A 26072-nucleotide genomic window follows, 5' to 3' on the forward strand; every position below is an offset into this window, starting at 1 on the left:
AACTGAGGGAGAGAATGGGGGAATGGCACTTTACTTGATCGGCGACCTGCAGGGCTGCGACGCCCCCTTCCAGCGGCTGCTGCGGAAGATCGACTTCTCCCCCAGCCGCGACACCCTCGTGCTGCTGGGCGACCTGGTGAACCGGGGCCCCGATTCGCTCTCGGTGCTGCGCCACGTGCAGGGCTACGGCGCCTCGGCACTGAGCCTGCTGGGCAACCACGACCTGCACCTGCTGGGCGTGGCGCACGGCGCGCGCAAGGCCGGCCGCAAGGACACGCTGGGCGAGCTTCTCGCCGCCGCGGATGCCGAGGCGCTGCTCGACTGGCTGCGCAACCAGCACATGGCGCTGCACATGCGCATAGGCGCCGGCGACCTGCTGATGGTGCATGCGGGCGTGCTGCCGCAATGGACGGTGGGCGACACGCTGGTGCTGGCCTCCGAGCTCGAGTCGGTGCTGCGCGGCCCGGCGCTGGGCGAATTCCTGATGTCGATGTACGGCAACGAGCCGGCCCGATGGAGCGACACGCTCACCGGAAGCGCTCGCCTGCGCGCCATCGTCAACGCGCTGACGCGCATGCGCTTCTGCACCGCGGACGGCGTGATGGAGTTCGAGGCGAAAGACAGCGCCGCCACCGCGCCCGAGGGCTACATGCCGTGGTTCGACGTGCCCGGGCGCAAGACGGCCAACGCCACCGTCGCATTCGGCCACTGGTCCACGCTGGGCTGGCTCTCGCGGCCCGACCTGCTGTCCACCGACACCGGCTGCGTCTGGGGCGGCTGCCTCAGCGCGGTACGCATCGGCGCGACGCTGGACGAGCGCGAGCTGATCCAGGTCGAGTGCGAGCAGGCGCAGAAGCCGGGCAAGTAGCTGGCGGCGGAGGAATCAGGAAGAAGGCAGCCGGAACTTGTCGAGCGACATGCGCTGGCCGCCCTTCTCGTCGAAGTTGCCGGGCGCCAGCCAGCGCTCGAAGGCCGTGCGCAGCGCCGGCCACTCGCTGTCGATGATCGAGAACCACGCCGTATCGCGTGTGCGGCCCTTGTAGATCACCGCCTGGCGGAACAGCCCCTCGTACCTGAAGCCCAGCCGCAGCGCCGCGCGCTTCGAGGGCTCGTTGAAGTTGTCGCACTTCCATTCGTAGCGGCGGTACCCCAGCTCGTCGAAGGCGAACTTCATCAGCAGGTACTGCGCCTCGGTGGACATCGGCGTGTTCTTGAGCAGTGGCGAGAAGTTGACGGTGCCCACCTCGATGGTCCCGTTGGCCGGATCGATGCGCATCAGCGCCAGCGAACCCACGGCGCGGCCGCTTCGCACGTCGACGACGGCGAAGTGCAGCGGATCGCAGCTCTTCGCGATGCGCTCGACATAGGCCCGCAGGCCGGCCAGATCGGCGGGCCGCTCCACGCCAAGGTAGGTCCAGTCGCGACCATCCGGCGCCTGCGCATAGGCGGCGTACAAATCGTCGGCGTGTTTTGCAACGTCGAGCGGCTCGAGCCTGCAGAAACGGCCCTCGATGACGCGGCGCGGCGGCAGGGCGCGGGGCGTCCATTCGGGAACCTCGGGGCCGATGGACTGGCCGAACTCGTTCTGGCGGGCTGACATGGGTGGAAGCTTTCGGTGGATGGTGAACGGCGGGGCCGGAGAGCGCTAAAGTAGCCGCAACGTGGCGCCACGAGAAGTGCCATGCAGATCCAATTTCATGGTGCCACGCTCCACTTCCCCCTTGCTCGAATCCCCGCTCTCCAGGGAGCGCCGGTCGGGCCCGATGCAGCGCCAGCTGCACGACCGCCTCAAGAACGCCATCCTCGACGGCAGCCTCGCCCCCGGCAGCCGCCTGCCGGGCTCGCGTGCGCTGGCCGAGGCGCTCGGCATCTCGCGCAATACGGTCACCGCCACCTACGAGCATCTGGCGGCCGAAGGCTATGTGCGGCCCGACAGGCAGGGCACACGCGTGGCCGAGCTCTCGTCGCCGGCGCCATCGAAGCGTGAGCGTGCTGGCAAGCAGGCCGGCACGCCGGCCACCGCGCAGCGCCTCGCAAGGATCCTGCCGAGCGCTCCACGTGCCGACATGGGCGCGGCGCTGCGTCCCGGGGTGCCCGCGCTGTCGCACTTTCCGCTGGCCGCATGGCGTCGCTCGCTGGAACGTGCGATCCGCGGCGGCTGCTGCGCGGCTCTGGGCTACGGCGACGCGCTGGGCGAGCCGGCGCTGCGCGCTGCCATTGCGCGGCACCTGTCGGTGGCGCGCGGCGTGCGCTGCGAGCCGCGGCAGGTCGTCATCGCCGAAGGCGCGCAGGAAGCCATCTCGCTGTGCGTGCGCCTGCTGTCCAACCCCGGCGAGACCGGCTGGGTCGAAGATCCGGGCTACCGCGGCGCGAAAGCCGCCATGCATGCGGGCGACATGCGCATCGTGCCCATGCGCGTCAATGCCGAGGGCCTCTGCGTGAGCGAGCGCGACTGGCGCAAGCACCCGCCGCGGCTGGTCTACACCACGCCGTCGCACCAGTACCCGGCCGGCTCGGTGCTGAGCATCGCGCGCCGGCTGGAGCTGATCGCGCAGGCCCGGCGGCACGGCGCGTGGATCGTCGAGGACGACTACGACAGCGAGTTCCGCCACACGGGCGAGCCCATCGTGGCCATGCAGGGGCTGGTGGACGACGCGCCGGTGCTCTACGTCGGCTCCTTCAGCAAGACCATGTTCCCGTCGCTGCGGCTCGGCTTCCTGGTGCTGCCCGAGCGCCTGGTGTCCGCCGTGCAGGCACCGCTGGAGGAGATGCTGCGCGGCGGCCATCGCCACGAGCAGCTCGCCATGGCCGACTTCATCGAGAGCGGCCAGTTCAGCAGGCACCTGGGCCGCATGCGCAGGCTGTACCGCGACCGACAGCAGGCACTGCGGCTCGCGCTCGAAAAGCATTTCGAGGTGCCGCACGAGATCGACGGCGGCCACTGCGGCATGCATCTCACCGTGCGCCTGCCCGGGCGCTTCGACGACCGGAGGATCGCCGCCGAGGCGCTGCGCCAGCGCATCGCGCCCACGCCGCTGTCGGGCTTCGCGATGCGGCCGATGCCATCGGACAACGGGCTGGTGCTGGGCTATGGAAACACGGCGAGCGAGCTCTTCGCGCCGCTGGTCACGCGGCTGTCGCAGCTCGCGCGGGCCTCGGAACCCGGCGGCGTCTAGCCGAGCTTGCCCACCACGTGCTCGCGCCTGAAATTGCGCGGCGTGCTCCCCACCACCTGCCGGAAGCGCCGGTTGAAGTACGCCTCGTCGGCAAAGCCGCACTGGTGCGCGATCTCCCGCACCAGCAGCGAGGTGGACGCGAGCAGCTCCTTCGCGCGCTCGATGCGCCGCTCGGTCACGAGGTCGGTGAAGGTGCGATCGGTTTCCTTGCGCAGCAGGTTGGCCAGGTAGTTGGGCGAAAGGAATGCGGCCGCCGCGGCGTCGGTCAGCGACAGCGGCTTGTCGAGGTTGTCGCGCACGTAGCGCACGACGCGCTGCAGGGCGTCGCGCTGCGAAGTCTTGCCGTCGTGCTGCAGCGAAAGCCGCATCAGCGCGTTCTCCTGCCGCATGCAGGCCAGGCCGACGATCTGCTGCAGGATGCCGCGCATGGCAGTCTTTGCGCCGAAGCTGCGGCTCGCGTTCAGCGCATGCAGCTCGTCGAGCCAGCCGCGGATGCGCGCGAAGTCGGCCTCGTCGAAGGCGAAGTCGACGTATTCCTGGAACAGGAAGGGCGCGAGGTCGGGATGGCGCGCGAGCGGCACGTCTTCCAGGTCGAGCGCGTCGACATCGAGCTCGGGCCACAGGAAGCGCTGGTCGAAGTTGACGATGCAGTACAGCGCCTCGGGCGGATGCGGGATCACGTGCACCCGGTACGGCAGCACGAAGCTCAGGTGGCGCGGTCCGAAGGGGCGCACCTCGCCGCCGATGGACTGCTGCGAGCTGCCCTCGATGCCGATCTGGATCTGGAAATAGGCATGCCGGTGCGGCAGCGTGAGTTCGTTGCGCGCACCCTGGAAGCGGATGTCGAAGTCCAGGTGGTCGGCACGCTCGTGCATGCCGTAGGTGCGGACTGACGTGGGGGTGGAGGAGCGCATCGGGGCAGGCGTCTTCGTCTTTCGCCCGTGAGGGTACGCCATCTGGCGCACCGGCGATCCGGTCGCACCCGCCGGATCTGGTGAGCGCCCTGTCTTCGGGCTCAGACGACCGCGACTTCGAGCACGCCCACGCCCGCCACGCTGCCGCGCATGCGGTCGCCGCGCTGCACCGCCGCCACGCCGGCCGGCGTGCCGGTGAAGATCAGGTCGCCGGGCTGCAGCGTGAACAGCGTCGAGAGGTAGGCGATGGTGTCGGGCACGTTCCAGATCATGTCGGCGAGGTCGCCCACCTGGCGCTGGGCGCCGTTCACGTCGAGGCGGATCTCGCCGCTGGCCGGATGGCCGGCCCTGGCCACCGGCACCAGCTCGCCGCAGGGCGCGGAGCCGTCGAAGGCCTTGCCGGTGTCCCAGGGCCGGCCCATCTTCTTGGCCTCGCCCTGCAGGTCGCGGCGGGTCATGTCGAGGCCGACGGCGTAGCCGTAGACGTGGCCGAGCGCGTCGGCGGCGGCGATGTTCGCGCCGCCGGTCTTCAGCGCGACCACGAGTTCGATCTCGTGGTGCACGTCGTTCGACAGCGGCGGATAGGCGAACTCGCCGCCGTCGGCCACGATGGCGCTAGCCGGCTTCATGAAGAAGAACGGCGGCTCGCGGTCGGGGTTGTGGCCCATCTCGCGGGCGTGCTCGGAGTAGTTGCGGCCCACGCAGAAGATGCGGTTGACAGGGAAGCGGACCTGATCGCCCTGGATGGGCAGCGAATGGACGGGGGCGGGGGAAATGGCATAGGAAGTCATGCGACGACTCTAGCCAGCGCAACTCCGCGCCCCGCGCACGCAACTACGCGAGTCTTGGACTCAGCTACGGTCGCGCGTTTTTTCAGCCGGCCACGCCGAAGCTGGTGTCGAAGGTGCCCTTCACGTCCAGCGGCTGCCTGATGAGCCCCACCTGCCGGTAGAAGTCGGCCGTGCCCTGCTGGTCGGCGATGACCTGCGCGTCGATGGCCACCCACTTCTGCTGCCGCCGCTCGAACTGCAGCTTCGCCGCCTCGGGCGGAATGCCGATGATGCGCGCCAGCGCGGCCGAGTAGGCATCGACGTTGCGGTACGACCAGAGCTGCGCCTTCACCACGCGCTGCAGAAAATCCTGCAGAACCGGCCGCTTGGAAGCGATGGCGCTGTCGGTGGCCGCGAGGTAGCTCAGCCCCGGCAGCAGCCCGCGCCCGCTCACGAGCACGCGCGCGTGCTTGCTGACCTCGGCCAGCGCGGTGTAGGGCTCCCAGGTGGCCCAGGCGTCGACCGAGCCCTGCGTGAGCGCGAGCTTGGCGTCCGCCGGCGCCAGGAAGCGCAGGTTCACGTCCTCCGGCTTGAGGCCGGTCGAGGTGATGGCCTTGAGCGTGACGTAGTGGCCGATGGAGCCGCGATTGGTCGCGACGCTCTTGCCCTTCAGGTCGGCGGCAGTCTTCAGCGGCGAGTCGGGCCGCACGAGCACGGCCGTGCCGTAGGAGTCGGAGCGGTTCGCGCCGATGGCCTTCACGCGCGTGCCGGCCGCCAGCGCGAAGATCAGTGGCGCGTCGCCGATGGGGCCCGAGTCGACGGCGGCGGCATTGAGCGCCTCCGCCAGCGGCGCGGCGGCCGGGAACTCCGACCACTGGATGTCGTAGCTGAGCCCTTCGAGCCCGCCGGCTGCTTCGAGCAGCGCGCGCAGCCCGCCCTTCTGGTCGCCGGCCTTGAGCACCGGACGGCCCTGTGCAAAGGCCACGCCGGGTAATGCGACAGCGGCTGCAATGGCCGTGCCCTGGGCAAGAAGCTGACGACGGGAACTGTTGTGGCTCATGCGGATGCGGCTCGTATTTCTGTTCATGCCAGGGGATCGAAGGAAACGTGGTCGGCAAAGCGCACCGGGTCGGTGGTCTTCTTGAGTACGCCCACGCCGCGGAAGTCGCGGGCGTAGAACTCGACCTCGTCGCGCAGGTTGCGACCCAGCGGGTGGTGCTTGTGCGTGAGCGTGCCCAGCAGCGCGCGCAGGTCTTCCACCGCCACGTTGGGCGAATATTTCGAGAAGAGCCTGGCCGACTCGTTCGGGTTCTCGGCCACGTAGTCGGAGGCCTGCGCGATGGCGCGCACCAGCGAGGCGACCGTCGCCTTGTCCTTGCGCACGAGCTCGCCGCGCGCGCCGACGATGCAGCAGACCTTGTCCTTGTATTCGCCCGAGAGGTTGCTCGCCACCTCGACGTAGGCGCCCTGGTTGCGCTTCTCGATCAGGTAGATGTTGGGATCGCCGTCGGCAATGGCCTGGATCTCGCCCTTCTTCACTGCGATGTCGAGCAGGTCGGCCGGGTACTGGCGCCAGGTCACGTCCCTGTCGGCGTCGATGCCGTTCTTCGCGAGCAGGATCGAGAAGAAGTTCTTGCCCGGGCTCGCGATGTCCGACACGCCGATGGTCTTGCCCTTCAGGCTCGCGAGATTGGTGACGCCCGCGCCCTTGGCTCCCACCAGCCGCACGCAGCCGCCATGCGAGCTGCCGACGATCTTCACGTCGAAGCCCGATTCGAGCGGCTTGAGCCAGCGGTGGATCATGCCCACCGCGGCGTCGGCCTTGGCGGTGGCCAGCGATTCGAGCAGCTGGTCGGTGGAACCCGTGTAGTTGATGAGGTCGACCTGCAGGCCGTTGCGCTCGAAATAACCGCGCTCCTGCGCCACCACCACGGGCGAAAGGCAGAAGGCCGAGGCGTTCCAGGCGAAGGTGAGCTTGCGGGACTGCTGCGAGAAGGCCTGCGAGGCGATCAGGCCACCCGAGGCGACCACGGCGGCGGCGCCGCCTGCGCGCAGCACGCTGCGGCGGGAAAGAGTGGGGGTCATCATGTTCGCGTCAGAGCAGCAGTTCGGGCTCGGCCTCGACCAGGCCTTCGTAGAGGCTGTCGAAGGAATGGATGGCGCCTTCGGGCCCGCCGATCTGGCTGTGCGTGTGACGCGCCGTGGCCTCGTCGATGGGCTGCGGCCTGCCCGCGGCCTCGGCCAGCAGCTGCGTGTGGCAGGCGTTGTCCAGCGCGATGTACCACCAGGCGGCAGCTTCCACCGTGGGGCCCGCCGTCAGGATGCCGTGGTTCTTGAGGATCGCGCCCTTCCTGTCGCCCAGCGCCTGGGCGATGCGCTCGCCCTCGCTGGTGTCGACCACCATGCCGGTGAAGTCGTCGAACAGCGCCACGTCGTCGTGGAACACGCAGCTGTCCTGCGTGATGGTGTCGAGCTTGCGGCCCAGCGTCGACCAGGCCTTGCCGTAGGTCGAGTGCGTGTGAGCGGCGGCGACGATCTTCGGGTTGTGCTCGTGGATGGCCGCGTGGATCGCAAAGGCCGCCTTGTTGAGCGGCCTGTCGCCGATCACGGTCTCGCCCTTCGAGTTGACGAGCAGCAGGTCGGAGACCTTGATGCGCGAGAAATGGATGCCCAGCGGGTTCACCCAAAAGTGGTCGGTGAGCTCCGGGTCGCGCGCCGTGATGTGGCCGGCAAGCCCCTGCGCGAAACCGAAGCGTGCGAACAGGCGGAAGGCGCCCGCCAGGCGCTCCTGCCGGTGGCGGCGCTCCGCCTGCACGGTGGTGCGCGGCGGGACGGGATCGAACCAGTATTTCTGCTGCGGGTTCTGGTTGAGCTTCAGGGGCTGCGAAGCCGCGCTGCGGTCGATGGAAAGAACTGCGCTCATGGTGATTCCTCAGGCCGCCTTGCGTTGTTGCTGCGCGCGCTGCGCCACCAGCTCGCGCGTGCGCGGGATCAGCTCGCGGCCGTAGTCGAGCGCGTCTTCCAGTGGATCGAAGCCGCGGATCAGGAAGGTGGTCACGCCCAGGTCGTAGTAGTCGAGCAGCGCATCGGCCACCTGCTCGGGCGTGCCGACCAGCGCGGTGCTGTTGGAACGCCCACCGATTTCCTGCGCCACCGCGGTCCACAGCCGCTTGTCGAGCCGTGAGCCCTTCTCCGCCGCGGCCAGCAGGCGCTTGGCGCCTTCGCTCTGCTGGGGGCCGCCGCGGTTGTAGCCCTGCACCACGCGCAACCTTTTGGTCTCGGCCAGGATGTTCTCGGCGCGCGCCCATGCGGCCTCCTCGGTATCGGCCAGGATCGGCCGGAACGACACCGAGAAGCGCACGCTGCGCCCATGCTTCGCCGCCTCGGCGCGCACGCGCGCGGTGAGTTCGCGCGCCTGGTCGAGCGATTCGCCCCACAGCGCGTAGACGTCGGCGTACTTGCCCGCCACCGGAATCGCTGCCTCCGAGGCACCGCCGAAGTACACCGGCACGTGCGGCCTGCCGTTGCGCGTCTGCAGCGGCCTCACTTCGGAGAAGGCGTTCTGGAAGCGGTAGTGCGCGCCTTCGTGGTCGAAGGGCTTCTCCGCCGTCCACACCTTGTGCAGCACCTCGAGGTACTCGTCGGTGCGCGCGTAGCGTTGGTCGTGGTCGAGCCAGTCGCCGTCGCGGCGCTGCTCCTCGTCGGAGCCGCCGGAGATGTAGTGCACCGCGAGCCGGCCGCCGCTGAACTGGTCGAGCGAGGCGAACTGCCGCGCGGCCAGCGTGGGCGCGACGAAGCCGGGGCGGTGCGCGAGCATGAAGTGGATGCGCTCGGTCACCGAGGCCGCATAGGCCACGGTGAGCGTGGCGTCGGGGCTGGTCGAGTGGTGCGGCACGAGAACGCGGTCGAAACCCGCGGTCTCGTGGGCCTGCGCGAAGGCGCGCACGTAGTCGCGGTCGAGCGCGGGGCCCTTGGCCGGGTGGATCTCCGAGACTTTCTGGCCCTGGATCATGCCGATGAATTCGACGAGGCCGTCTTGTTGCTGTGGCTGCTGGCTCATGGTGCTGTCCTTGTTTGAATGTTCATGGAAGGTGGTTGTCAGGCGGCGGGCAGGCGCAGCACGCTCTCGAAGCTGCGGTCCCACAGGGGCTTCACATCGGCCGGGCCGTCGAGCACGCCGATCTTCAGGAAGGTGTCGGCCACGTCCTGGTGGCTGCGCACCACCGCGTCGCTGACCGGGCCCAGGCTGTAGTCGCCGCTGCGGCGGTTGAACAGCTCGACGATGTCGCCCACCGGTACGCGCGTCTCGGCCGACTGGGCGCGGGCGTAGGCGAGGAAATTGCCGTTGATCCACGCGAACGAACGCTGCAGCCGCTGCAGCAGGTCGGCCAGCGCGGCGCGGCGAAGCTGGTCGTCGAGCGCGCGCGGATTGGCGTAGATCGGGAAGTTGCCCGAGAGATAGCCCACGCCGGTCTTGATGACCCGCGCCCCGTACTGGGTGCGCGCGAGTTGGCCGTTGTAGCCGTAGATGGCCCAGGCATCGAGGTCGCCGCGCGCGAAGGCTGAAAGGCCGTCCGAAGGCGTGAGGCTCACGGCCTGGATGTCGTTGAACGTGAGGCCCGCCTCGGCCAGCTGCTTGGCGAGGTAGTAGTGCGAAGTGGTGGCGCGCACGTAGCCCACGCGCTTGCCCTTGAAGTCGGCGATGCTGCGGATCAGCGCGTCCTTGCGCGCCAGCGTGGCCTGGTTGTTCAGGTCCTCGTGCGTCACGGCCACCAGCTTCACGCTGGATTTCTGCCGCGCCGCGAACACCGGCGGAATCTCGCTGCCCGAGCCGAGGTCGAGCGCGTCGCCGTTGATGGCCTCGATGTGCAGCACGCCGTTGTTGAGCTCGCGCCAGTCGATCTTGTACGGCGTGCCGGCCTGGCCCGACGCAGTGAGCAACGGCCGCCACAGGCCCTTGTAGGTGCCCACGCGCAACGTGACGCCAGAGAGGTCGCGTGATGGCGCAGTGGCTTGCGCCCAGCTGCCAGAGCCGGTGGCGGCGAGCGCCGCGGCGGTCTGCAGCAGCCGGCGACGGTCCGGAAGAAAGTCTGATTTCATGCACCCGGACCGTAACCAGGCGCCGCGCGGAAACGAACGCAGAAAAACGAGTTTGCATATGCGGGATGCGTCGTTTTCGCGCGGCGGGCGGGCCGCTACCGTGCGGAAACCATGAGTGCACTTCCCTTGCGCCGCGCCAGCGCCGCGCCCGAACACCCCTCCCCCGCCACCGTCGATGCTTCCGTGCTGGCCCGCCTCACGGCCCAGTTCGCAGCCACCGCCGCCGACCACGACCTGAGCGGCGCCTTCCCTCGCGAGAACTTCGCGGCGCTGCAGGCGCGCGGCCTGATCGGCCTGGTCGCGCCCGCCGAGCACGGCGGCGGCGGCGCCACGCTGGCGACGGCCCGGCGCGTGATCTCGGCGGTGGCGCGCGGCGAGCCGGCCACGGCGCTGATCCTCACGATGACCTACCTGCAGCACCATGCGCTGACGCGCCCGAACAGCCGCTGGCCCGCGCACCTGCGCGAGCGAGTGGCGCGCGACGCGGTGGAGAACGGCGCACTCATCAACGCGCTGCGCGTGGAGCCGGCGCTGGGCTCGCCCGCGCGCGGCGGCCTGCCCGGCACGGTCGCACGTCGCCACGGTGACGGCTGGCAGATCGACGGCCACAAGCTCTATACCACCGGCATCGAAGGCCTGAGCTGGCTCGCCGTGTGGGCGCGCACGGACGAGGCGCAGCCGCGCACCGGCGTGTTCCTGGTGCCGCGCAACGCGCCCGGCGTACGCGTGATCGCGAGCTGGGACCACCTGGGCCTGCGCGCCTCGGGCAGCCACGAAGTCGTCTTCGAGAACGTCGCGATCGACGCCGACCATGCAGTGGACCTGCGCGCGGCGGCCGACTGGGCGCCCGACGCGGGCAGCCAGACCGACATCGACGCCCACGCCGCGCAGCAGGCGTGGATGACCGTGCTGCTCGGCAGCCTCTACGACGCGGTAGCGCAAGCCGCGCGCGACTGGCTGGTCGACTTCCTGAACCGGCGCGCGCCTGGCAGCCTCGGCGCGCCGCTGGCCAGCCTGCCGCGCGTGCAGGAGCACGTCGGCGAGATCGAGGCGCTGCTGCGCACCAACCGCGTGCTGCTGGACGACGCCACCGCTGCGGTCGACGGCGGCCATGCGCAGCCGGCCACCGACAGCGGCCTGCTCAAGTACACGGTGACGGGCAACGCGATCCGCGTGGTCGAACTCGCGCTGCAGCTGAGCGGCAACCATGGCCTCTCGCGGCGCAACCCGCTGGAGCGGCACTACCGCGACGTGCTGTGCAGCCGCATCCACACGCCGCAGAACGACGCGATTCTGGTGGCGGCGGGCAAGCGCGCGCTGTTGTCTTCGGGGGCTGCGGCATGAGGTCTGCGCTCTTCTCCAGGTCATCACGGCGTGGCTGGCTCAAGCAAGGCGCCGCGCTGTCGCTGACCGCTGCCGGCTCGCTGCGCGCCTTTGCGCAGCCCCAGACCGCGCTGGTGCTCGGCGACCAGGCCGGTGGCCTGCGCTCGCTGTTCGAGGCCTCGCGCGCGCTCGACGGCGCCCCATTTGCCTACCGCTGGGCCAACTTCCAGGGCGCCGCGCCGCTCTTCGAGGCGCAGCGCAGCTCGGCGGTGGACACCGCCATGGCCGGCGACCTGCCCGTGCTTGCCGCAGCCGTGGGCAAGACGCCGCTGAAGATCGTCGCCACGCGCGTCGGCAAGGCCGATTCGCTGGGCATCGTGGTGCAGCCCGATTCGCCGCTGCGCAGCGTCGCGGACCTGCGCGGCAAGACGGTGATCGTGTCTTCCGCGCGCGGCAGCATCTCGCAGTACCAGCTCTACGGCGCGCTCGAAGAAGCCGGCGTGAAGCGCGAGGAGGTGACGGTGAAGTTCGTGCTGCCCACCGACGCGGCCGCGGCCTTCGCGTCGAGGCAGATCGACGCCTGGGCCATCTTCGACCCCTACTACACCATCGCCGTGCAGCAGGGCGGGCGCATCTTGCGCGACGGGCGCGGCATCAACACCGCGCTGGGCTTCATCACGGCCACCGAGTCTTCGCTGGCCGACCCTGCCAAGCGCGCGGCCATCGTGCAGTTCCTCGACCGGCTCGCGCGCGCGGGCGACTGGGCGCTGGCCAATCCCGAGGCATATGCCCAGGCCTACAGCCAGCTCACGCGGCTGCCCATCGAGTCGTCGCGCATCATCACCGCGCGGGCCTCGGTGGCGGGACGGCCGGTGAGCGAGGCCGACATCGCCGCGCTGCAGACGGTGGCCGACCGCTCGGCGCGAGACGGCATCCTGCCGGTGCGGGTGGACGTGCGCGCGATCACCGACACTGGGGTCTGGAAACGCCCCGCATGACGACAAACTCCCTGACTCCCCTTCGCGAATTCGTCGGCGCCTTCGGCAGGCTGCTCGATGGCGCGCCCGACGAGCCGCGCATTCTTTCGGAAGGCGGCGCGCTGCTGCGCAAGCTGGTGTCGCGCGACGACTGGCTGCCGGAAGCCTTCGCACAACCCGACCCCGTGTACTACCGGCAGTTCCTGCTGCACGCCGACAGCACCGAGCGCTTCTCGGTCGTGAGCTTCGTGTGGGGACCGGGGCAGGCCACGCCCGTGCACGACCACACGGTGTGGGGGCTGATCGGCATGCTGCGCGGCTCGGAGTTCAGCCAGGGCTATGCGCTGGACAGCGTCGGGAACGCGCGCCCGCATGGCGAGGCGGTGCGGCTCGACCCCGGCCAGGTGGAGGCGGTATCGCCCACCGTCGGCGACCTGCACCGCGTGCACAACGCGCACGCCGACCGGGTCTCGATCAGCATCCACGTGTACGGCGCGAACATCGGCGCCGTGCGGCGGCATACTTACCCGGCGGAGGGCGGCCGCAAGCCCTTCGTCTCCGGTTACTCCAACACGCTGCTGCCCAACCTGTGGGACCGCAGCGCAGAACTCAGAGCCTCGACAGACGCATGACGACGACCACCGCCAACAGCTTTCCCGTTCTTTCCTACGCCGCCGTGCGCGAGCGGCTCATCGCCCGCGACGAGACCGCGCTGCTCGACGTGCGCGAGGAAGACCCGTTTGCGCAGGAGCACCCGCTGTGGGCGGCCAACCTGCCGCTGTCGCGCATCGAGATCGAGGCCTGGCGGCGCATTCCGCGGCGCGACACGCTCATCGTGCTGTACGGCGAACACGCCGGCACCGACCTCGCGCCGCAGGCCGCGCGCACCCTCGCCGCGCTGGGCTACACCAACGTGCACCTGCTCGACGGCGGCCTCGAAGGCTGGCGCAAGGCCGGCGGCGAACTGTTCCGCGACGTGAACGTGCCGAGCAAGTCCTTCGGCGAGCTGGTCGAGCACGAGCGGCACACGCCGTCGCTCTCGGCGCCCGAGGTGAAGGCACTGATCGACGCGAAGGCCGACGTGGTGGTGCTCGACGCGCGCCGCTTCGACGAATACCAGACGATGAGCATTCCCTCGGCCACGAGCGTACCGGGCGCGGAAATGGTGCTGCGCGTGCGCGAGCTGGCGCCCGATCCGGCGACGCGGGTGATCGTGAACTGCGCGGGCCGCACCCGCAGCATCATCGGCACGCAGTCGCTGGTGAATGCGGGCATCCCGAACCCCGTGGCGGCGCTGCGCAACGGCACCATCGGCTGGAAGCTGGCCGGACAGGTGCTCGACCACGGCGCGGACAGGCAGGCCCCGGCGGCCGTGTCCGAAGCCCATCGCGCGCAGGCGCAGGCCGATGCGCGACGCGTGGCCGACAAGGCGGGCGTGCATCGCATCGCGCTGGACGCGCTGCACACGCTGGAGGCTCCGGGACGCACCGTCTACCGCTTCGACGTGCGCACGCCAGAGGAATATGCGGCGGGCCACCTGCCCGGCTTCGCCAGCGCGCCCGGCGGGCAGCTGGTGCAGGAAACCGATCACCAGGTGCCGGTGCGCGGCGCGCGCATCGTGCTGGCGGACGACGACGGCGTGCGCGCATCGATGAGTGCGTCATGGCTGGCGCAGATGGGGTGGGAGGTCTATGTGCTCGATGCGGTGCCGGCAGCGGCCGACTTCAGCGAGACGACTACTCCCGCGAGCGCATACCCCCAGGTTGCCGTCGCGGTGAGCGAGATCGCACCGGCCGAGCTGGCTGCGCTGCTGAAGCAGCCGGGCACCGCGGTGATCGACGTGACCACCAGCGCCAATTACGTGAAGCGCCACATTCCGGGCGCCTGGTATGCGATCCGCGCGCAGTTGCCGCAGGCGATCGACACGGCCATCCCGCCCTCGTCGCGCTACGTGCTGACCTGCGGCAGCAGCCTGCTCGCCCGCTATGCCGCGGCCGACCTGCGCGCGCTGCTCGATGCTCGCGGCCAGCGCGATGCGCAGGTGCTGGTACTGGCCGGCGGCAATGCGGCATGGTTCGCCGTGGGCCTCGGCCAGGAAAGCGGCGAAACCCGCCTCGCGACCGCGCGCACCGACCGTTATCGCCGCCCCTATGAAGGCACCGATGCGCCAGCCGAGGCGATGCAGGCTTACCTGGATTGGGAGTACGGCCTTGTCGCGCAGTTGGGTCGCGATGGAACGCACCATTTCAGGGCGATCTGAAGACCTGGCAAGCGCGAAAGCGTTCTGAAAGGAAAGAGACACGCCGGTCACAGTGTGTCGCCCGGGTAAAGGCCGTCATCCGGCGGTACTGGACGACGTTGGAGGTTCACACCGACAACAACTCGTTCCAGGAGCTTCGCCATGAGATTCCCATCTCTTCTTGCAGTGTCCGCCACCGCCGTGCTGGCGGCCACGCTCACCGGCTGCGTGGTCGCGCCGGCCGCCCCCGCCCCCGTGTACGCGGCGCCTCCTGGCGTGGCCTACGTGGCGCCTACGTATGTATCGCCGGGCGTCGGCTTCGTGTGGGCATATCACCCGCGCTATGGCTGGGGCTGGCACCACCCGCAATACGGCTGGCATCGCGGCTGGAGGTGACCGGGCTCGCCCCCCGGCTGCGCGCACTTCGTGTCGCTGCGCCCCCTAACGGGGGCGATACCTGAGGCCCGGCAAAGCCGGTTCCTCGGTGTTCTCGAATCAGAAAAGGGGAGCGCCAGTGCCCTGTCGGGCGATCAACTCGGCTCGGCGCTCTTGAACAGGGCCGGGACCTTGCGCTTGGACTTGATGTTGCTGGAGATGCCGCGTCCGGGCGTCGAGGCCTTGGCGGCGGCTTCCCATGCCGGCGTCGCGTCGGGCTGGCCGGGCTCGTAGGGCTTGTCGAAGAACGGGTCGCGCGGCGCCGCGGGTGCGCGATGCGGGCGTCCGCCGCCGCCACGACGGGCGTCGGCGTCGCGGCGTTCGCGCGGCTGGTCGAGCACGTCGCGTGCATCGCCCGCTTCGCCTTCTTCGCGCCAGTGGCGGCGTCCGTCGTTGATGCGGCCGCGCGGGCGGTCCTCCTCGAATTCGACGGGTTCGAGCTCGATCTTCTTCTTGATCAGCTTCTCGATGTCGGCCACCAGGCGGGCATCGTTGCCGCCGCTGGCGAAGCTCACTGCCAGGCCCGAGGCGCCGGCGCGGCCGGTGCGGCCGATGCGGTGCACGTAGTCTTCTGCGTTGAACGGAATGTCGAAGTTGAAGACGGCGGGCACGTCCTTGATGTCGAGACCGCGGGCTGCGACGTCGGTGCACACCAGCAGGTCGACCTCGCCGGCCTTGAAGGCCGCGAGCGACTTCAGGCGCTCGTCCTGGCTCTTGTCGCCGTGCAGGGCCGAGGTGCGAAGGCCATCGCGCTCCAGCGAACGCGCGAGCCGCGCGCAACCAAGCTTGCTGTTGACGAAGACGAAGGCCTGCGTGATGCCGCGCTGGCGCACGATCTGCCTGAGCGCGCGGCGCTTGTCGTCGTCGGCCACGCTGTAGAAATGCTGCTCGACGGTTGAGGCCGTTTCGTTGGGCCGTGCCACTTCGATGGTGACCGGGTTCTGCAGGTAGCTGCCGGCCAGCCGCTTGATTTCGGGCGAGAAGGTCGCGGAGAACAGCAGCGTGGTGCGCTGCTTGGGCAGGTAGCTCAGGATGCGCTGCAGGTCGGGCAGGAAGCCGATGTCGAGCATGCGGTCGGCCTCGTCGAGCACCACGTACTCGACCTGGTTGAGCACCGCGTTCTTGGCTTCGATGTGATCGAGCAGCCGGCCCGGCGTGGCCACCAGCACTTCGACGCCCTTCTTCAGTTCCAGCGTCTGCGGCTTCATGTCGATGCCGCCGAACACCACCGTGCTGCGCAGGTTGGTGTACTTGGCATACAGCTTGATCTGCTGCGCAACCTGGTCGGCCAGCTCGCGCGTGGGCAGCAGCACCAGGGCCCGCACCGGATGCCGCGCGGGCGAGGTCGAGGCGTTTTCATGCTTGAGCATGCGCTGCAGCAGCGGGAGGGAGAAAGCCGCCGTCTTGCCGGTGCCGGTCTGGGCGGCGCCCATCACGTCCTGGCCCGAGAGCACGACCGGAATGGCCTGCGCCTGGATCGGAGTCATGGTCTCGTAGCCCATTTCGGCCACGGCGCGCGCCAGCGGTTCAGCCAGCAGTAGATTGGAGAAGGAGCTTGTCATTGAGCCCGCTATTGTCGCATTGCCGCAAAAAACGGCAGTGACCGCGCCATGACAACGCCCGCGCCGGCCAAATTGCTATTTATTCCATAGCATTCGAGCCAGCCTCAACGGGCGCTTGCAGCTACCGCAGCTCAGAGGCTGCGTGCATTGAAGGTGTCGCAGGCCTTGATGTCGCCGCTCTGGTAGCCCGTGCCGAACCAGCGCTGGCGCTGGGCGCTGGAGCCATGGGTGAAGCTGTCGGGCACCACCGCGCGGCCCGCGGAGCGCTGCAGCGCATCGTCGCCGATCTTCTGCGCGGCATTCATGGCGGCCTCGATGTCGCCCGGGTCGAGCCACTTCTTCGACTCCTGCGAATGATGGGCCCACACGCCCGCGAAGCAGTCGGCCTGCAGCTCGACGCGCACGCTCATCGCGTTGTTCTGCGTCTGGCTCAGGCGGTTGCGCATGCCGTCGACCTTGGCGGTGATGCCGAGCTCGTCCTGCACATGGTGGCCGACCTCGTGCGCGATGACGTAGGCCTGCGCGAACTCGCCCGGCGCGCCGAGCTGGTTCTTGAGCGTGTCGTAGAAACCCAGGTCGATGTAGACCTTCTGGTCGCCCGGGCAGTAGAACGGCCCCATGGCCGACTGGCCCGTGCCGCAGGCCGTGGGCGTCGCGTTGCGGAACAGCACGAGCCGCGGCGGATGGTAGGTGCCGCCGTTCTTGCGGAAGATGTCCGTCCAGACCACTTCGGTGTTCTTGAGCACGGTCGAAACGAAGGCGGCCTCGCGGTCGTTCGACGGCGGCCTGGGCGCGGGCCCCTGTTGCTGCTGTTGCACCTGGGCCGGGCCACCGCCGCCGCTGAGAAGACTCAGCACCGTGAGCGGGTTGATGCCGAAGACCCAGCCGGCGATCAGCGCGACCGCGATGGTCCCGATGCCGATGCCGCGGCCGCCGATGAAGCCGCCACCGCCTCCGCCGCCTTCACCGCGGCGGTCCTCGACGTTGTCCGATTGTTCGTTGCCTTCCCATCTCATCGCGCTCTCCTTGCCGGCCTTTTGCAGGAGTGATGGCCGGTGACCGCAGGATGGTACTTCGGGTGCGGCGCACCCGTGTAAGCGCTTATGCCGAACCGATCAGGTCTTCGGCAGGGTCACGCCACGCTGGCCCTGGTACTTGCCGCCGCGGTCCTTGTAGCTGGTTTCGCAGACCTCGTCGCTCTCGAAGAACAGCACCTGCGCGCAGCCCTCGCCCGCGTAGATCTTGGCGGGCAGCGGCGTGGTGTTGCTGAATTCGAGCGTCACGTAGCCTTCCCATTCGGGCTCGAAGGGTGTCACGTTGACGATGATGCCGCAGCGCGCATAGGTGCTCTTGCCCAGGCAGATGGTCAGCACGTTGCGCGGGATGCGGAAGTATTCGACGGTGCGTGCCAGCGCGAAGCTGTTGGGCGGGATGATGCAGTAGTCGCCGTGCATGTCCACGAAGCTCTTCTCGTCGAAGTTCTTCGGGTCGACCACCGTGCTGTGGATGTTGGTGAAGACCTTGAATTCAGGCGCGCACCGGATGTCGTAGCCGTAGCTCGAGGTGCCGTAGCTGATGATCTTGTGGCCCGAGGCCTCGCGCACCTGGCCGGGCTCGAAAGGCTCGATCATGCCGTGCTGCTCGGCCATGCGCCGGATCCATTTGTCGCTCTTGATAGACATTGAAAAACACCCCAGTCTTCGCGCACTTCGTGTCGCTACGCCAACCCCTCGAGGGGCAACACCAGCGGCCCGGCAAAGCCGGTTCCGCGGTGTTCCTGGAAAGGGTTTCGCCGCGCTCGCTGGGTCGGCGATTGTGGCATGGGCGGGTCCGCCCTCCCGGGCCCTAGCAGGCCTGCGAGATCACGGTGCGCTCGACCAGCCGGTCGTCGCCCAGAACGATCATCGCGAAGAGCATTTCCTCCAGCGAGTCCGCCTGCTTCGTCTTGCGAGCCAGCAGCGGCGTGGCCGCCGGATTCAGCACCAGGAAGTCGGCCTCGCAGCCCGGCTGCAGGTTGCCGATGACGCCGTCGAGCCCCAGCGCGCGCGCCGCGCCGCCGGTGTGGCGCCACCAGAGTTCCGATGGCGCGATGCTCAGGCCGGCCTTGGTCTGGCCCTCACGGCCGACGTAGTAGGCAGCCATCATGGTGTGGAACGGGCTGAAGCTGGTGCCGCCGCCCACGTCGCTGGCCAGGCCGTAGGGGTAGCCCACGCGGTCGGCCGAGCCGAAGTCGAAGAAGCCGCTGCCCAGGAACAGGTTGCTGGTCGGGCTGACGGCCGCGGCCGTCTTCGTCTCGCGCAGCAGGGCGCGGTCGGCCTCGTCGAGGTAGATGCAGTGGGCGTACACGGCCCGCTCGCGCATCAGGCCGAAGCCTGCATACACGTCGAGGTACGAGCGCGCCCTGGGGTACAGCTCGCGCACCCAGCTCACCTCGTCGCGGTTCTCCGCCACGTGCGACTGGATCCAGGTGTCGGCGTACTTCGCGGCCAGTTCGCCCGCGCCGCGCATCTGGGCGTCGGTGCTCGCAGGCGCAAAGCGCGGCGTGATGGCGTAGCCCAGCCGGTCGACCTTGTGCCACTTGCGGATCAGCGCCTCGGTGTCGACCAGGCTCTGCTCGGTTTCGTCGCGCACGCCGTCGGGCGAGTGGCGGTCCTGCAGCACCTTGCCGGTGATCAGGCGCATGCCGCGGCGCTGCGCGCCCTCGAAGAGCGCGTCGACCGAGGCCACGTGCGAGGTCGCGAAGGTCAGCGAGGTGGTCACGCCGTTGCGCAGCAGCTCGTCGAGGAAGAACTGCGCCACTTCGTTCGAATGCGCGGGGTCGGCGAACTTGCTCTCCGCGGGAAAGGTGTAGTTCTCGAGCCAGGGCAGCAGGCCCGGCGCCGGCGAGCCGATGATGTCGGTCTGCGGATAGTGGATGTGCATGTCCACGAATCCCGGCGCGAGGATGCGCCCCGGCAGGTGGGTCGTGTGTGCGCCGGGATGGCGGGCCGCGACGTCGGCATGGCTGCCGGCATCGAGCACGCGCTGGCGGCCGGTGGCGTCGGGGGCGACGACCAGCAGGCCGTCCTCGTCGAAAACGGGCTTGCCGGAGGCGTCGAATCGCAGGAGGGAGGCGCGGTAGGCTTTTTTCATCGTGGTTGCGGAGGGTAATCCAGCGCCGTCCCACCGCAATTTCCATGGGCGTATGAGTGCTATATGCGCAGCGCACTCGCCGCGGTGCGGCACCTACCTAATGCGGCAGCGCGCGCGACTGGATGTCGAAGGGCACGCCGGTCGGCACCGGTCCGTCGCCCTCCTTGCGCCTGGTGAGCAGCGAGTACTTCGACTCGATGAAGTAGACGCGGTCGCCCCACACCGCGCCGGACGAGGGATCGTTGAGCCCCGCAACCACCGTCCGCAGGCCGAGCCTCGCGCCTTCGACGCGCGCCACAGTGATCTGCCCGCCGTAGGGGCCTTCGCCGAAGGCATTGCTCTCGAACAGCACGAGCCGCCCGGGCTTCCACGCGCGGATCGCGTCCACATTCTTCAACTCGCGCGGCGCCTCGACGCGCATCACCTCGCCGGCCTTGCCGTCCGCGCCGAGACCGATGCGCAGCACGTAGGGCGCCGCCGCCACGAGGCTCACGTAGACATCGCGCCCGCCGTCGATGGCGATGCCGTTCAGGCCCTTGTAGGGGCCCGCGCCGGCCAGCGCCTGATCCTCCTTCCACACCGCGAGCGAGGCGGCGCCTGGCGCGAGTTTCAGCACGCGCGGGTGGTACGAGTCGGTCACGTAGAGGTTGCCGCGTGGGTCCTGCGCGAGGTCGTTGCAATAGCCGCCGTCGGGCATGGCGTAGCTCGCGCGCGGCGCGCCGGTGGCAAGGTCATAGCGCTTGAGCGCGCTCGGCGTCGACGGCACGGTGGTGAAGCCGATGTTGCCGGAGCAGACCCACAGCGCGCGGCGCTTCGCGTCGACCAGCACGCCCTGCCCGTTCGCGAGCCCGTGGGTGCCGGGCTTGACCAGCACCTCGGCCTTCGGCGCCGAGCCCGGCTTCAGCCGGGCGACAGCGCCCTGCCGCCAGCTGCCGACATAGAACGCGCCGTCGGGCCCGATGGCCACGCTCTCCGGATACCAGTCGTCGGGCAGCGCCTGCACCACGGGAGGGACGGCGATGGCCGCCGTCGCCGCGAGCGCCAGCAGCGCGCCTGCAAGCCGTGGATGCACGCTCTTCATTGCCACACGCGGAAGACGCGTCCCGTCAGCGGACCTTCGACGCTGCGCACATAGGCCAGCGCCACGCGCGCGGCTGATACGGTTTCGACGCCCGGAAAGAGCGCGCCATACGCCTCCATCGATTCAGTCAGCAGCGTCGGGCTCACCGCGTTGATGCGCAGCCCGCGCGCCAGTTCGACCGCCGCGCCCTTCACGAAGCCCTCGACCCCGGCATTGACGGCAGCCGCATTGCCTCCGCCGCGAACCGGATCGTCGGCCGCGACGCCCGTGGTCAGCGTGATCGAGCCGCCGTCGCGCAGCACATGCTGGCCGAGCAGCGCGAGCCGCACCTGCCCCAGCAGCTTGTCCTGCAGGCCTACATTGAAGTCCGCCGGCGTCATCTCGAACAGCGGCCCGAAGAAGAGCCCGCCCGCCGTCGAGACGATCGCATCGACACGGCCGACCGCCGCGTACAGCGCCTCGACGCTCGCGTCGCTGGTGATGTCGACCTGGTGATCGCCGCGCGTACGCCCCGCGCGAATCACCTCGTGGCCCCGCCCTGCCAGCGCCTGGGACACCGCACCGCCAATCGCGCCCGTCGCGCCCACAACAAGAACCTTCATGGAAAACCTCGCAAAGTGAATCAAACAAGCGGTGATTGTTTTGCGAACCATTCATTTGATAAATTTCCTCGCAGTTAGCTCATTCGGAATCAGGAGTTCGCAATATGGACAAGCTGCGCGCAATGGAAGTCTTCGTCGCAACGGTGGACGCGGGCAGCTTCGCCGCCGCGGCCGAGGCGCTCGATCTCTCGGCCGTGATGGTCGGCAAGCACATCCGCGCGCTCGAGGAGCAGTTGGGCGCCCGCCTGCTGGAGCGCACCACGCGCCGCCATTCGCTCACCGAGATCGGCGCCGCGTATCTGGAGCGCTGCCGCGACGTGCTGGCCAGCGTGCACACGGCCGACGGCGTGGCCGAGTCGATGCGCGCCATGCCGCAGGGCGTGCTGCGCGTCACCGCGCCCGTGGCCTACGGCGCGCACCGCCTCACGCCGGTCATCGGCGAGTACATCGCCGCCTATCCGCAGGTGAAGGTGGAGCTGAGCCTCAACGACCGCGTGGTCGACCTCGCCGAGGAAGGCTTCGACTGCGGCATCCGCTCGGGCACGGAGGTAGACGACCGGCTCATCGCGAGGCCGCTCGCGCTGGCGCGTATGTACGCGGTGGCCAGCCCCGCGTGGGTCGCGCGCCACGGGCAGCCGAAGCACCCGTCCGAGCTCGAAGCCTTCCCGCTGCTGGGCTTCGCGGCCTGGGGGCCGAACCATTCCTGGCGCTTCACGCGCGAGGGCAGGACAGTGCACGTGCCGGTGCGCGGGCCCCTCAACACCAACAACGGCCAGGCACTGCTGGCCGCAGCCATGGCCGGCGTGGGCGTGATCGTGCAGGCCGATGCGCTGCTCGCTCCCGCCCTCGAGTCGGGCCGGGTGGTGCAACTGCTGCCCGGCTGGGAACTGCCCACGCGGCCGGTTCACATCATCCGGCTGCCGGAAGCGCGGCCCAGCGCGAAGCTGCGGACCTTCGTGGACTTCGTGGTGGAGCGGCTGGGCTGAAGCGAACGCTTCAGATGCATCTCATTCTGGACAAATTATCAAATTTGCCTAATATGAGATACACATGCCATCCACTTCCCCACCCACCACCGCCACGGCCGACCGTCGCCTTGCCACGCTAGGCCGCCGCATCCATGCACGCCGCAAGGCGTTGAAAGTCAGCGCAACCACCGCCGCAGAGGCGGCGGGCCTGTCCCGCATGACCTTGCACAGGATCGAGCGCGGAGAGCCCTCCGTCACGATGGGTGCCTACATGAACGCGCTGGGCGCCCTGGGTCTCGATGTCGACGTGGTGACATCCACCGAGCCCCCCGCCCTTGCGCCGCTCCCTGGCGGCATCCGAGTTGCCGACTACCCTCAACTGCGCCGGCTTGCCTGGCAACTGGACCCGGGCACCGAACTCACACCCAAGGAGGCATGGGGCACCTACGAGCGCAACTGGCGCCATGTCGACATAGCCGCACTGGATGCGAGGGAGCGACAGCTGCTGGCAGACCTGGCGCGCAGCCTCGGCAGAAAGCCGCTGCATGTTTGAGCGGCCACACCATCAGCGTGTCGCATTCGTGCTGGGCGCACTCGACGCGGATCTGCTCGCCCGAAGCCACTGCCTTTTCGGAGGCGGTACGGCCATCGCGCTTCGCTACGGCGAGTACAGGGAATCCGTGGACATCGACTTTCTCGTATCCGACATCGGAGGCTATCGGCATCTGCGCCAGTTGCTGACGGGAAGCCAAGGCCTCGGTGCTCTCGCGCATCGAGGCTTGCAGATACAGCAATCGGCCGAGCTCCGCGCCGATCAGTACGGCATCCGGTCGTCGGTTCGCGTGGACGACACCGAGATCAAATTCGAAATCGTGCTCGAAGCACGTATCGAGCTCGAATCGCCGGGAGCGGAAGACAGGATCGGTGACATCGCGACGCTGACGCCCCTCGACATGGCAGCGAGCAAGCTGCTCGCAAACTCGGACCGCTGGGCCGACGACAGCGTATTCAGCCGCGACGTCATCGACCTCGCGATGATGAACCCCGGCGCCAGGCTGTTGCGTCAGGCAAGGGCCAAGGCCAGCCGCGCCTATGGCGACAGCATCGAGACCGACCTGGCCAAGGCCGCCGAGGCACTGCTTTCGCGGCAGGGTCGAATGGACCGCTGCATGGCCGTTCTGCAGATGACTCCGACCGTCACGCCCGCGCTGCTTCGCCAGCGCATCAAGGCTCTGCTGCCTCGCGTTTCTCGCGACGGGCGCCAGCCGGGCTAGCGCCCGATCCGCCCCTGCACGCCCTCGGCCAGCCAGTTCATCGTCAGGATCTGCTCGTCGTTCAGTTGCGCGCCCTTGGCGATCACGACGCGGCCCTCGTTGTCGCGCACGTCCGCCAAAACAGCACGGAACGGCTGCAGCTTGCCCGCCGCGATGTCCTTCTGCCGCGCCAGCACCTCGTCCTGCACGGCCTTCGGTACCTTGGTGCCGAAATCGCCGACGCGGATCATCCCTTCCTTCACGCCGCCCCACAGATTGCCGCTCTTCCAGCTGCCGTCGAGCACCGCCTTCGCGCGCTGCATGTAGTAGCCGCCCCACTGGTGCGTGACCGCGACGACCTGCGCGTCGGGCGCGATCCTGCGCATGTCGGAGTGGTAGGCGATGGCTAGCTTGCCGCGCTCCTGCGCCGCCGCCATCACGGCGGTGGAGCCGGTGTGGAAGGCGACGACGTCGGCGTTCTGGTTGAACAGCGCCATGGCGGCGTCACGCTCCTTGGGCGGATCGAACCATTCGTTGAGCCACACCACGCGCACCTGCGCCGAGGGGTTCACCGAGCGCATGCCCAGCGTGAAGGCGTTGATGCCCTGCAGCACTTCCGGAATCGGAAAGCCCGCGACATAGCCCGAGATGTTGGTCTTCGTCATGCGCCCGGCCGCGATGCCCGCGAGATAGCGGCCTTCGTAGTAGCGCGCGTTGGCCGTCGCCACGTTGGGCGCGGTCTTGTAGCCGGTGATCGACTCGAACTTCGCGTCGGGGAAGTCCTTCGCGACCTTCATCGTCGGCTCCATGTAGCCGAAGCTCGGCGTGAAGATGAGCTTGTTGCCCTGCTGCGCGAGGTCGCGGATCACGCGCTCCGCATCGGCGCCCTCGGCCACGTTCTCGACGTAGGTGGTCTTGACCCTGGCGCCCAGCGCGGCCTCGACGGCCTTGCGGCCTTCCTCGTGCTGGCGCACCCAGCCGGCGTCGGTGACGGGCGTGACGTAGACGAAACCGATCTTCAGCGGCGCCTGGGCCTGCTGCTGTGGCTGCTGTTGTGAAAGAGCGGGGGATAAAAAGCCGGCGGCCGCCAGCGCCAGAACGGCGCGGCCCGCGAGGTTTTTGTACATGGTGTTCCTCTACATGGCCCCGGAGATGCAAAACCCCGCAACCGGCCGGGACGCCCGATTGCGAGGGGCGGGATTTTAAACGGCGCCGCAGTCCGCGATGCGGCCGGGGCGTTGGCCTACTTCAATGTCGGCGCTTCGCCTCAGGCCCGATGCGCCGGGATGCACGAGGCTTGCAGCACCGATCGATTCACTATCCAGAAAGAGAGAAAGGAAGGCCAGCCACCATGACCGCATCCACCGTCAACGATTCGCTGACCCCGCTCGACATCTCTCAAGCCGTGCTTGAAGGCGAAGAAAACCCGAACGCGGCACGGCCGCTCACGCCCAAGGAACGTGCCGCACGCGGCCTGCATGCCGAACCAGGCCGCCGCGCGGGCATTCGAGGCATGCTGCGCAGCCCTGCCCTCGCCTGGTGCGGCGCGGCGGCCACGGGGCTGGCACTGGCGGCGCTCTACGCGCGCCGGACCAACCGCATCTGAACTGGAAGACCCCGGTACGACCTCACGCCGGTGACGCGGCGGAGTCGACGCCGACGCGGTAGCGCGCCGCGGGAGCGGTGCTGGACAACCGCCCCGACATCGCACGCCGCGCCGTATCGAAGGCCTCCCACTCGGCCAGGTCGGGCAGCGCGGGGATCGTGACCTGCTCGCCTTGGTCGAGCCCGGCCAGGGCGGCGTCGACCATGTCTTGCGCTGTCATGACGATCTCCTTGGGCAGGTGCTCCATCGGCACGCCTGCGATGCCCCAGAACTCGGTAGCCGTCGCGCCTGGCAGCACGGCCTGCACACGCACGCCCTTGTCCTTGAGCTCGTGCTGCAGCGACTGGCTCAACGCGAGGACGAAGGCCTTGCTGCCGCCGTACACGCCGTTGAGCGTCTCCGGCGAGATCGCGACGATGGAGGCAATGTTCACCAACGTGCCTTCGCCGCGTTCCACGAAGCCGGGCACGGCCGCATAGGTGAGCCGCGTGAGCACGCTCACGTTGAGCGCGATCATCTCTTCCATCTTGTCGACGTCGGAGGCCAGCAGCGGCGCGGCGGCGCCGACGCCGGCGTTGTTCACCAGCATGGTGATGTCGCTGCGGGTGCGCAGCGCGGCCTCGACTGGCGCGAGGTCCTTGCGGCTCATCAGGTCGGCGGGAAGAACCTCGATCTTGCGGCCGGTTTCGCGGACCAGCTTCGCGGCCAGCGCCTCGAGGCGTTCGCGGTTGCGCGCCACGAGGATCAGGTCGAAGCCGCGCCGCGCGAGACGGTCCGCGTACACGGCGCCGATGCCGGACGACGCGCCGGTGACGAGGGCGGTGCCCTTGGGGGAATTTGCCGAAGCAGCAGCAGCAGTAGTAGTAGTAGTAGTAGTTGCAGTCATGGAGCTTTCCTTTTTCGCCGCATCGATGTGTGCGGCAGTGGGGGAAAG

Annotated in this window: 27 protein-coding genes; 11 read left to right on the forward strand and 16 right to left on the reverse strand. The window is 69.0% G+C overall.

The window, feature by feature from the left end; all coding sequences use genetic code 11:
• Positions 1 to 22 precede the first annotated feature (22 nt).
• A complete protein-coding gene (locus ABL843_RS22295) occupies positions 23 to 868 on the forward strand; it encodes a symmetrical bis(5'-nucleosyl)-tetraphosphatase (protein ID WP_418117350.1) in 846 nt (281 codons plus the stop codon).
• Between the two features lie 15 nt (positions 869 to 883).
• Here ABL843_RS22295 and ABL843_RS22300 read toward each other — a convergent pair whose 3' ends face one another.
• The gene (locus ABL843_RS22300) at positions 884 to 1600 is read right to left on the reverse strand and encodes a GNAT family N-acetyltransferase (RefSeq protein ID WP_418117351.1); all 717 of its coding nucleotides are present in this window, start codon (positions 1598 to 1600) and stop codon (positions 884 to 886) included.
• A 97-nt stretch (positions 1601 to 1697) separates the two neighbouring features.
• Here ABL843_RS22300 and ABL843_RS22305 point away from each other — a divergent pair, with 97 nt between their 5' ends.
• Complete coding sequence (locus ABL843_RS22305) at positions 1698 to 3176, forward strand: PLP-dependent aminotransferase family protein (RefSeq protein ID WP_418117352.1); 1479 nt, start codon at positions 1698 to 1700, stop codon at positions 3174 to 3176.
• Here the strand turns inward: ABL843_RS22305 and ABL843_RS22310 are convergent.
• The 7 genes from ABL843_RS22310 to ABL843_RS22340 all read right to left on the reverse strand — a co-directional run bounded on the left by ABL843_RS22310 (position 3173) and on the right by ABL843_RS22340 (position 9960).
• On the reverse strand, positions 3173 to 4090 hold the full coding sequence (locus ABL843_RS22310; protein ID WP_418117353.1) for an AraC family transcriptional regulator: 918 nt from the start codon (positions 4088 to 4090) through the stop codon (positions 3173 to 3175). The genes ABL843_RS22305 and ABL843_RS22310 overlap by 4 nt on opposite strands.
• Positions 4091 to 4191: 101 nt before the next feature.
• On the reverse strand, positions 4192 to 4881 hold the full coding sequence (locus ABL843_RS22315) for a fumarylacetoacetate hydrolase family protein (RefSeq protein ID WP_126024355.1): 690 nt from the start codon (positions 4879 to 4881) through the stop codon (positions 4192 to 4194).
• An 82-nt stretch (positions 4882 to 4963) separates the two neighbouring features.
• Complete coding sequence (locus tag ABL843_RS22320; RefSeq protein ID WP_418117355.1) at positions 4964 to 5947, reverse strand: ABC transporter substrate-binding protein; 984 nt, start codon at positions 5945 to 5947, stop codon at positions 4964 to 4966.
• Positions 5944 to 6945, reverse strand: coding sequence for an ABC transporter substrate-binding protein (locus tag ABL843_RS22325; protein WP_418120505.1), 1002 nt, complete (start codon positions 6943 to 6945; stop codon positions 5944 to 5946). The genes ABL843_RS22320 and ABL843_RS22325 overlap by 4 nt, the downstream gene beginning before the upstream one ends.
• A gap of 10 nt (positions 6946 to 6955) precedes the next feature.
• A complete protein-coding gene (locus tag ABL843_RS22330; RefSeq protein ID WP_418117356.1) occupies positions 6956 to 7783 on the reverse strand; it encodes a class II aldolase/adducin family protein in 828 nt (275 codons plus the stop codon).
• 9 nt (positions 7784 to 7792) lie between these two features.
• The gene (locus ABL843_RS22335) at positions 7793 to 8920 is read right to left on the reverse strand and encodes an LLM class flavin-dependent oxidoreductase (RefSeq protein WP_418117357.1); all 1128 of its coding nucleotides are present in this window, start codon (positions 8918 to 8920) and stop codon (positions 7793 to 7795) included.
• Positions 8921 to 8958: 38 nt separating this feature from the next.
• On the reverse strand, positions 8959 to 9960 hold the full coding sequence (locus tag ABL843_RS22340) for an ABC transporter substrate-binding protein (protein WP_418117358.1): 1002 nt from the start codon (positions 9958 to 9960) through the stop codon (positions 8959 to 8961).
• A 111-nt stretch (positions 9961 to 10071) separates the two neighbouring features.
• Here ABL843_RS22340 and ABL843_RS22345 point away from each other — a divergent pair, with 111 nt between their 5' ends.
• The 5 genes from ABL843_RS22345 to ABL843_RS22365 all read left to right on the forward strand — a co-directional run bounded on the left by ABL843_RS22345 (position 10072) and on the right by ABL843_RS22365 (position 14895).
• On the forward strand, positions 10072 to 11304 hold the full coding sequence (locus tag ABL843_RS22345; protein ID WP_418117359.1) for an acyl-CoA dehydrogenase family protein: 1233 nt from the start codon (positions 10072 to 10074) through the stop codon (positions 11302 to 11304).
• Positions 11301 to 12281, forward strand: a complete 981-nt coding sequence (locus tag ABL843_RS22350; protein WP_418117360.1) for an ABC transporter substrate-binding protein — start codon at positions 11301 to 11303, stop codon at positions 12279 to 12281. The genes ABL843_RS22345 and ABL843_RS22350 overlap by 4 nt, the downstream gene beginning before the upstream one ends.
• Positions 12278 to 12892 carry a cysteine dioxygenase gene (locus tag ABL843_RS22355; protein WP_418117361.1) on the forward strand — a complete coding sequence of 205 codons (615 nt, stop codon included), beginning with the start codon at positions 12278 to 12280 and terminating at the stop codon, positions 12890 to 12892. Before ABL843_RS22350 ends, ABL843_RS22355 begins: the two co-directional genes overlap by 4 nt.
• Positions 12889 to 14520 carry a rhodanese-related sulfurtransferase gene (locus ABL843_RS22360; RefSeq protein ID WP_418117362.1) on the forward strand — a complete coding sequence of 544 codons (1632 nt, stop codon included), beginning with the start codon at positions 12889 to 12891 and terminating at the stop codon, positions 14518 to 14520. The genes ABL843_RS22355 and ABL843_RS22360 overlap by 4 nt, the downstream gene beginning before the upstream one ends.
• A gap of 141 nt (positions 14521 to 14661) precedes the next feature.
• Positions 14662 to 14895 (forward strand): hypothetical protein, encoded by a 234-nt coding sequence (locus tag ABL843_RS22365; RefSeq protein WP_126024346.1) that lies wholly within the window; start codon positions 14662 to 14664, stop codon positions 14893 to 14895.
• Positions 14896 to 15029: 134 nt separating this feature from the next.
• On the opposite strand, the gene ABL843_RS22370 is transcribed toward ABL843_RS22365, so the two are convergent.
• The 6 genes from ABL843_RS22370 to ABL843_RS22395 form a co-directional block, all read right to left on the reverse strand.
• A complete protein-coding gene (locus ABL843_RS22370) occupies positions 15030 to 16496 on the reverse strand; it encodes a DEAD/DEAH box helicase (protein WP_126024345.1) in 1467 nt (488 codons plus the stop codon).
• 131 nt (positions 16497 to 16627) lie between these two features.
• Positions 16628 to 17512, reverse strand: coding sequence for a neutral zinc metallopeptidase (locus ABL843_RS22375; RefSeq protein WP_369661324.1), 885 nt, complete (start codon positions 17510 to 17512; stop codon positions 16628 to 16630).
• Positions 17513 to 17611: 99 nt separating this feature from the next.
• On the reverse strand, positions 17612 to 18178 hold the full coding sequence (gene dcd / locus ABL843_RS22380; protein ID WP_019655140.1) for a dCTP deaminase: 567 nt from the start codon (positions 18176 to 18178) through the stop codon (positions 17612 to 17614).
• A 163-nt stretch (positions 18179 to 18341) separates the two neighbouring features.
• Positions 18342 to 19628 (reverse strand): guanine deaminase, encoded by a 1287-nt coding sequence (gene guaD, locus ABL843_RS22385; protein WP_369661323.1) that lies wholly within the window; start codon positions 19626 to 19628, stop codon positions 18342 to 18344.
• A 97-nt stretch (positions 19629 to 19725) separates the two neighbouring features.
• Positions 19726 to 20700 carry a hypothetical protein gene (locus ABL843_RS22390; RefSeq protein ID WP_418117363.1) on the reverse strand — a complete coding sequence of 325 codons (975 nt, stop codon included), beginning with the start codon at positions 20698 to 20700 and terminating at the stop codon, positions 19726 to 19728.
• Positions 20701 to 20705: 5 nt separating this feature from the next.
• Complete coding sequence (locus ABL843_RS22395; RefSeq protein ID WP_418117364.1) at positions 20706 to 21311, reverse strand: short chain dehydrogenase; 606 nt, start codon at positions 21309 to 21311, stop codon at positions 20706 to 20708.
• 104 nt (positions 21312 to 21415) lie between these two features.
• Here ABL843_RS22395 and ABL843_RS22400 point away from each other — a divergent pair, with 104 nt between their 5' ends.
• The 3 genes from ABL843_RS22400 (at position 21416) to ABL843_RS22410 (ending at position 23553) form a co-directional block, all read left to right on the forward strand.
• Entirely contained in the window at positions 21416 to 22297 is an 882-nt protein-coding gene (locus ABL843_RS22400) for a LysR substrate-binding domain-containing protein (protein ID WP_418117365.1), read from the forward strand.
• A 64-nt stretch (positions 22298 to 22361) separates the two neighbouring features.
• Positions 22362 to 22832 (forward strand): helix-turn-helix domain-containing protein, encoded by a 471-nt coding sequence (locus ABL843_RS22405; RefSeq protein WP_418117366.1) that lies wholly within the window; start codon positions 22362 to 22364, stop codon positions 22830 to 22832.
• A complete protein-coding gene (locus tag ABL843_RS22410) occupies positions 22825 to 23553 on the forward strand; it encodes a nucleotidyl transferase AbiEii/AbiGii toxin family protein (protein ID WP_184641549.1) in 729 nt (242 codons plus the stop codon). Before ABL843_RS22405 ends, ABL843_RS22410 begins: the two co-directional genes overlap by 8 nt.
• Here the strand turns inward: ABL843_RS22410 and ABL843_RS22415 are convergent.
• Positions 23550 to 24659 carry a BMP family ABC transporter substrate-binding protein gene (locus ABL843_RS22415; RefSeq protein ID WP_418117367.1) on the reverse strand — a complete coding sequence of 370 codons (1110 nt, stop codon included), beginning with the start codon at positions 24657 to 24659 and terminating at the stop codon, positions 23550 to 23552. The genes ABL843_RS22410 and ABL843_RS22415 overlap by 4 nt on opposite strands.
• A 224-nt stretch (positions 24660 to 24883) precedes the next feature.
• Here ABL843_RS22415 and ABL843_RS22420 point away from each other — a divergent pair, with 224 nt between their 5' ends.
• Positions 24884 to 25138 (forward strand): hypothetical protein, encoded by a 255-nt coding sequence (locus ABL843_RS22420; RefSeq protein WP_418117369.1) that lies wholly within the window; start codon positions 24884 to 24886, stop codon positions 25136 to 25138.
• Between the two features lie 22 nt (positions 25139 to 25160).
• On the opposite strand, the gene ABL843_RS22425 is transcribed toward ABL843_RS22420, so the two are convergent.
• Positions 25161 to 26024: an SDR family NAD(P)-dependent oxidoreductase gene (locus tag ABL843_RS22425; RefSeq protein ID WP_418117370.1), complete on the reverse strand. Its 864-nt coding sequence runs from the start codon at positions 26022 to 26024 to the stop codon at positions 25161 to 25163.
• Positions 26025 to 26072 lie beyond the last annotated feature (48 nt).

The organism is Variovorax sp. 350MFTsu5.1 (assembly GCF_048302515.1).
Taxonomy (GTDB): Bacteria; Pseudomonadota; Gammaproteobacteria; order Burkholderiales; family Burkholderiaceae_C; genus Variovorax; species Variovorax guangxiensis.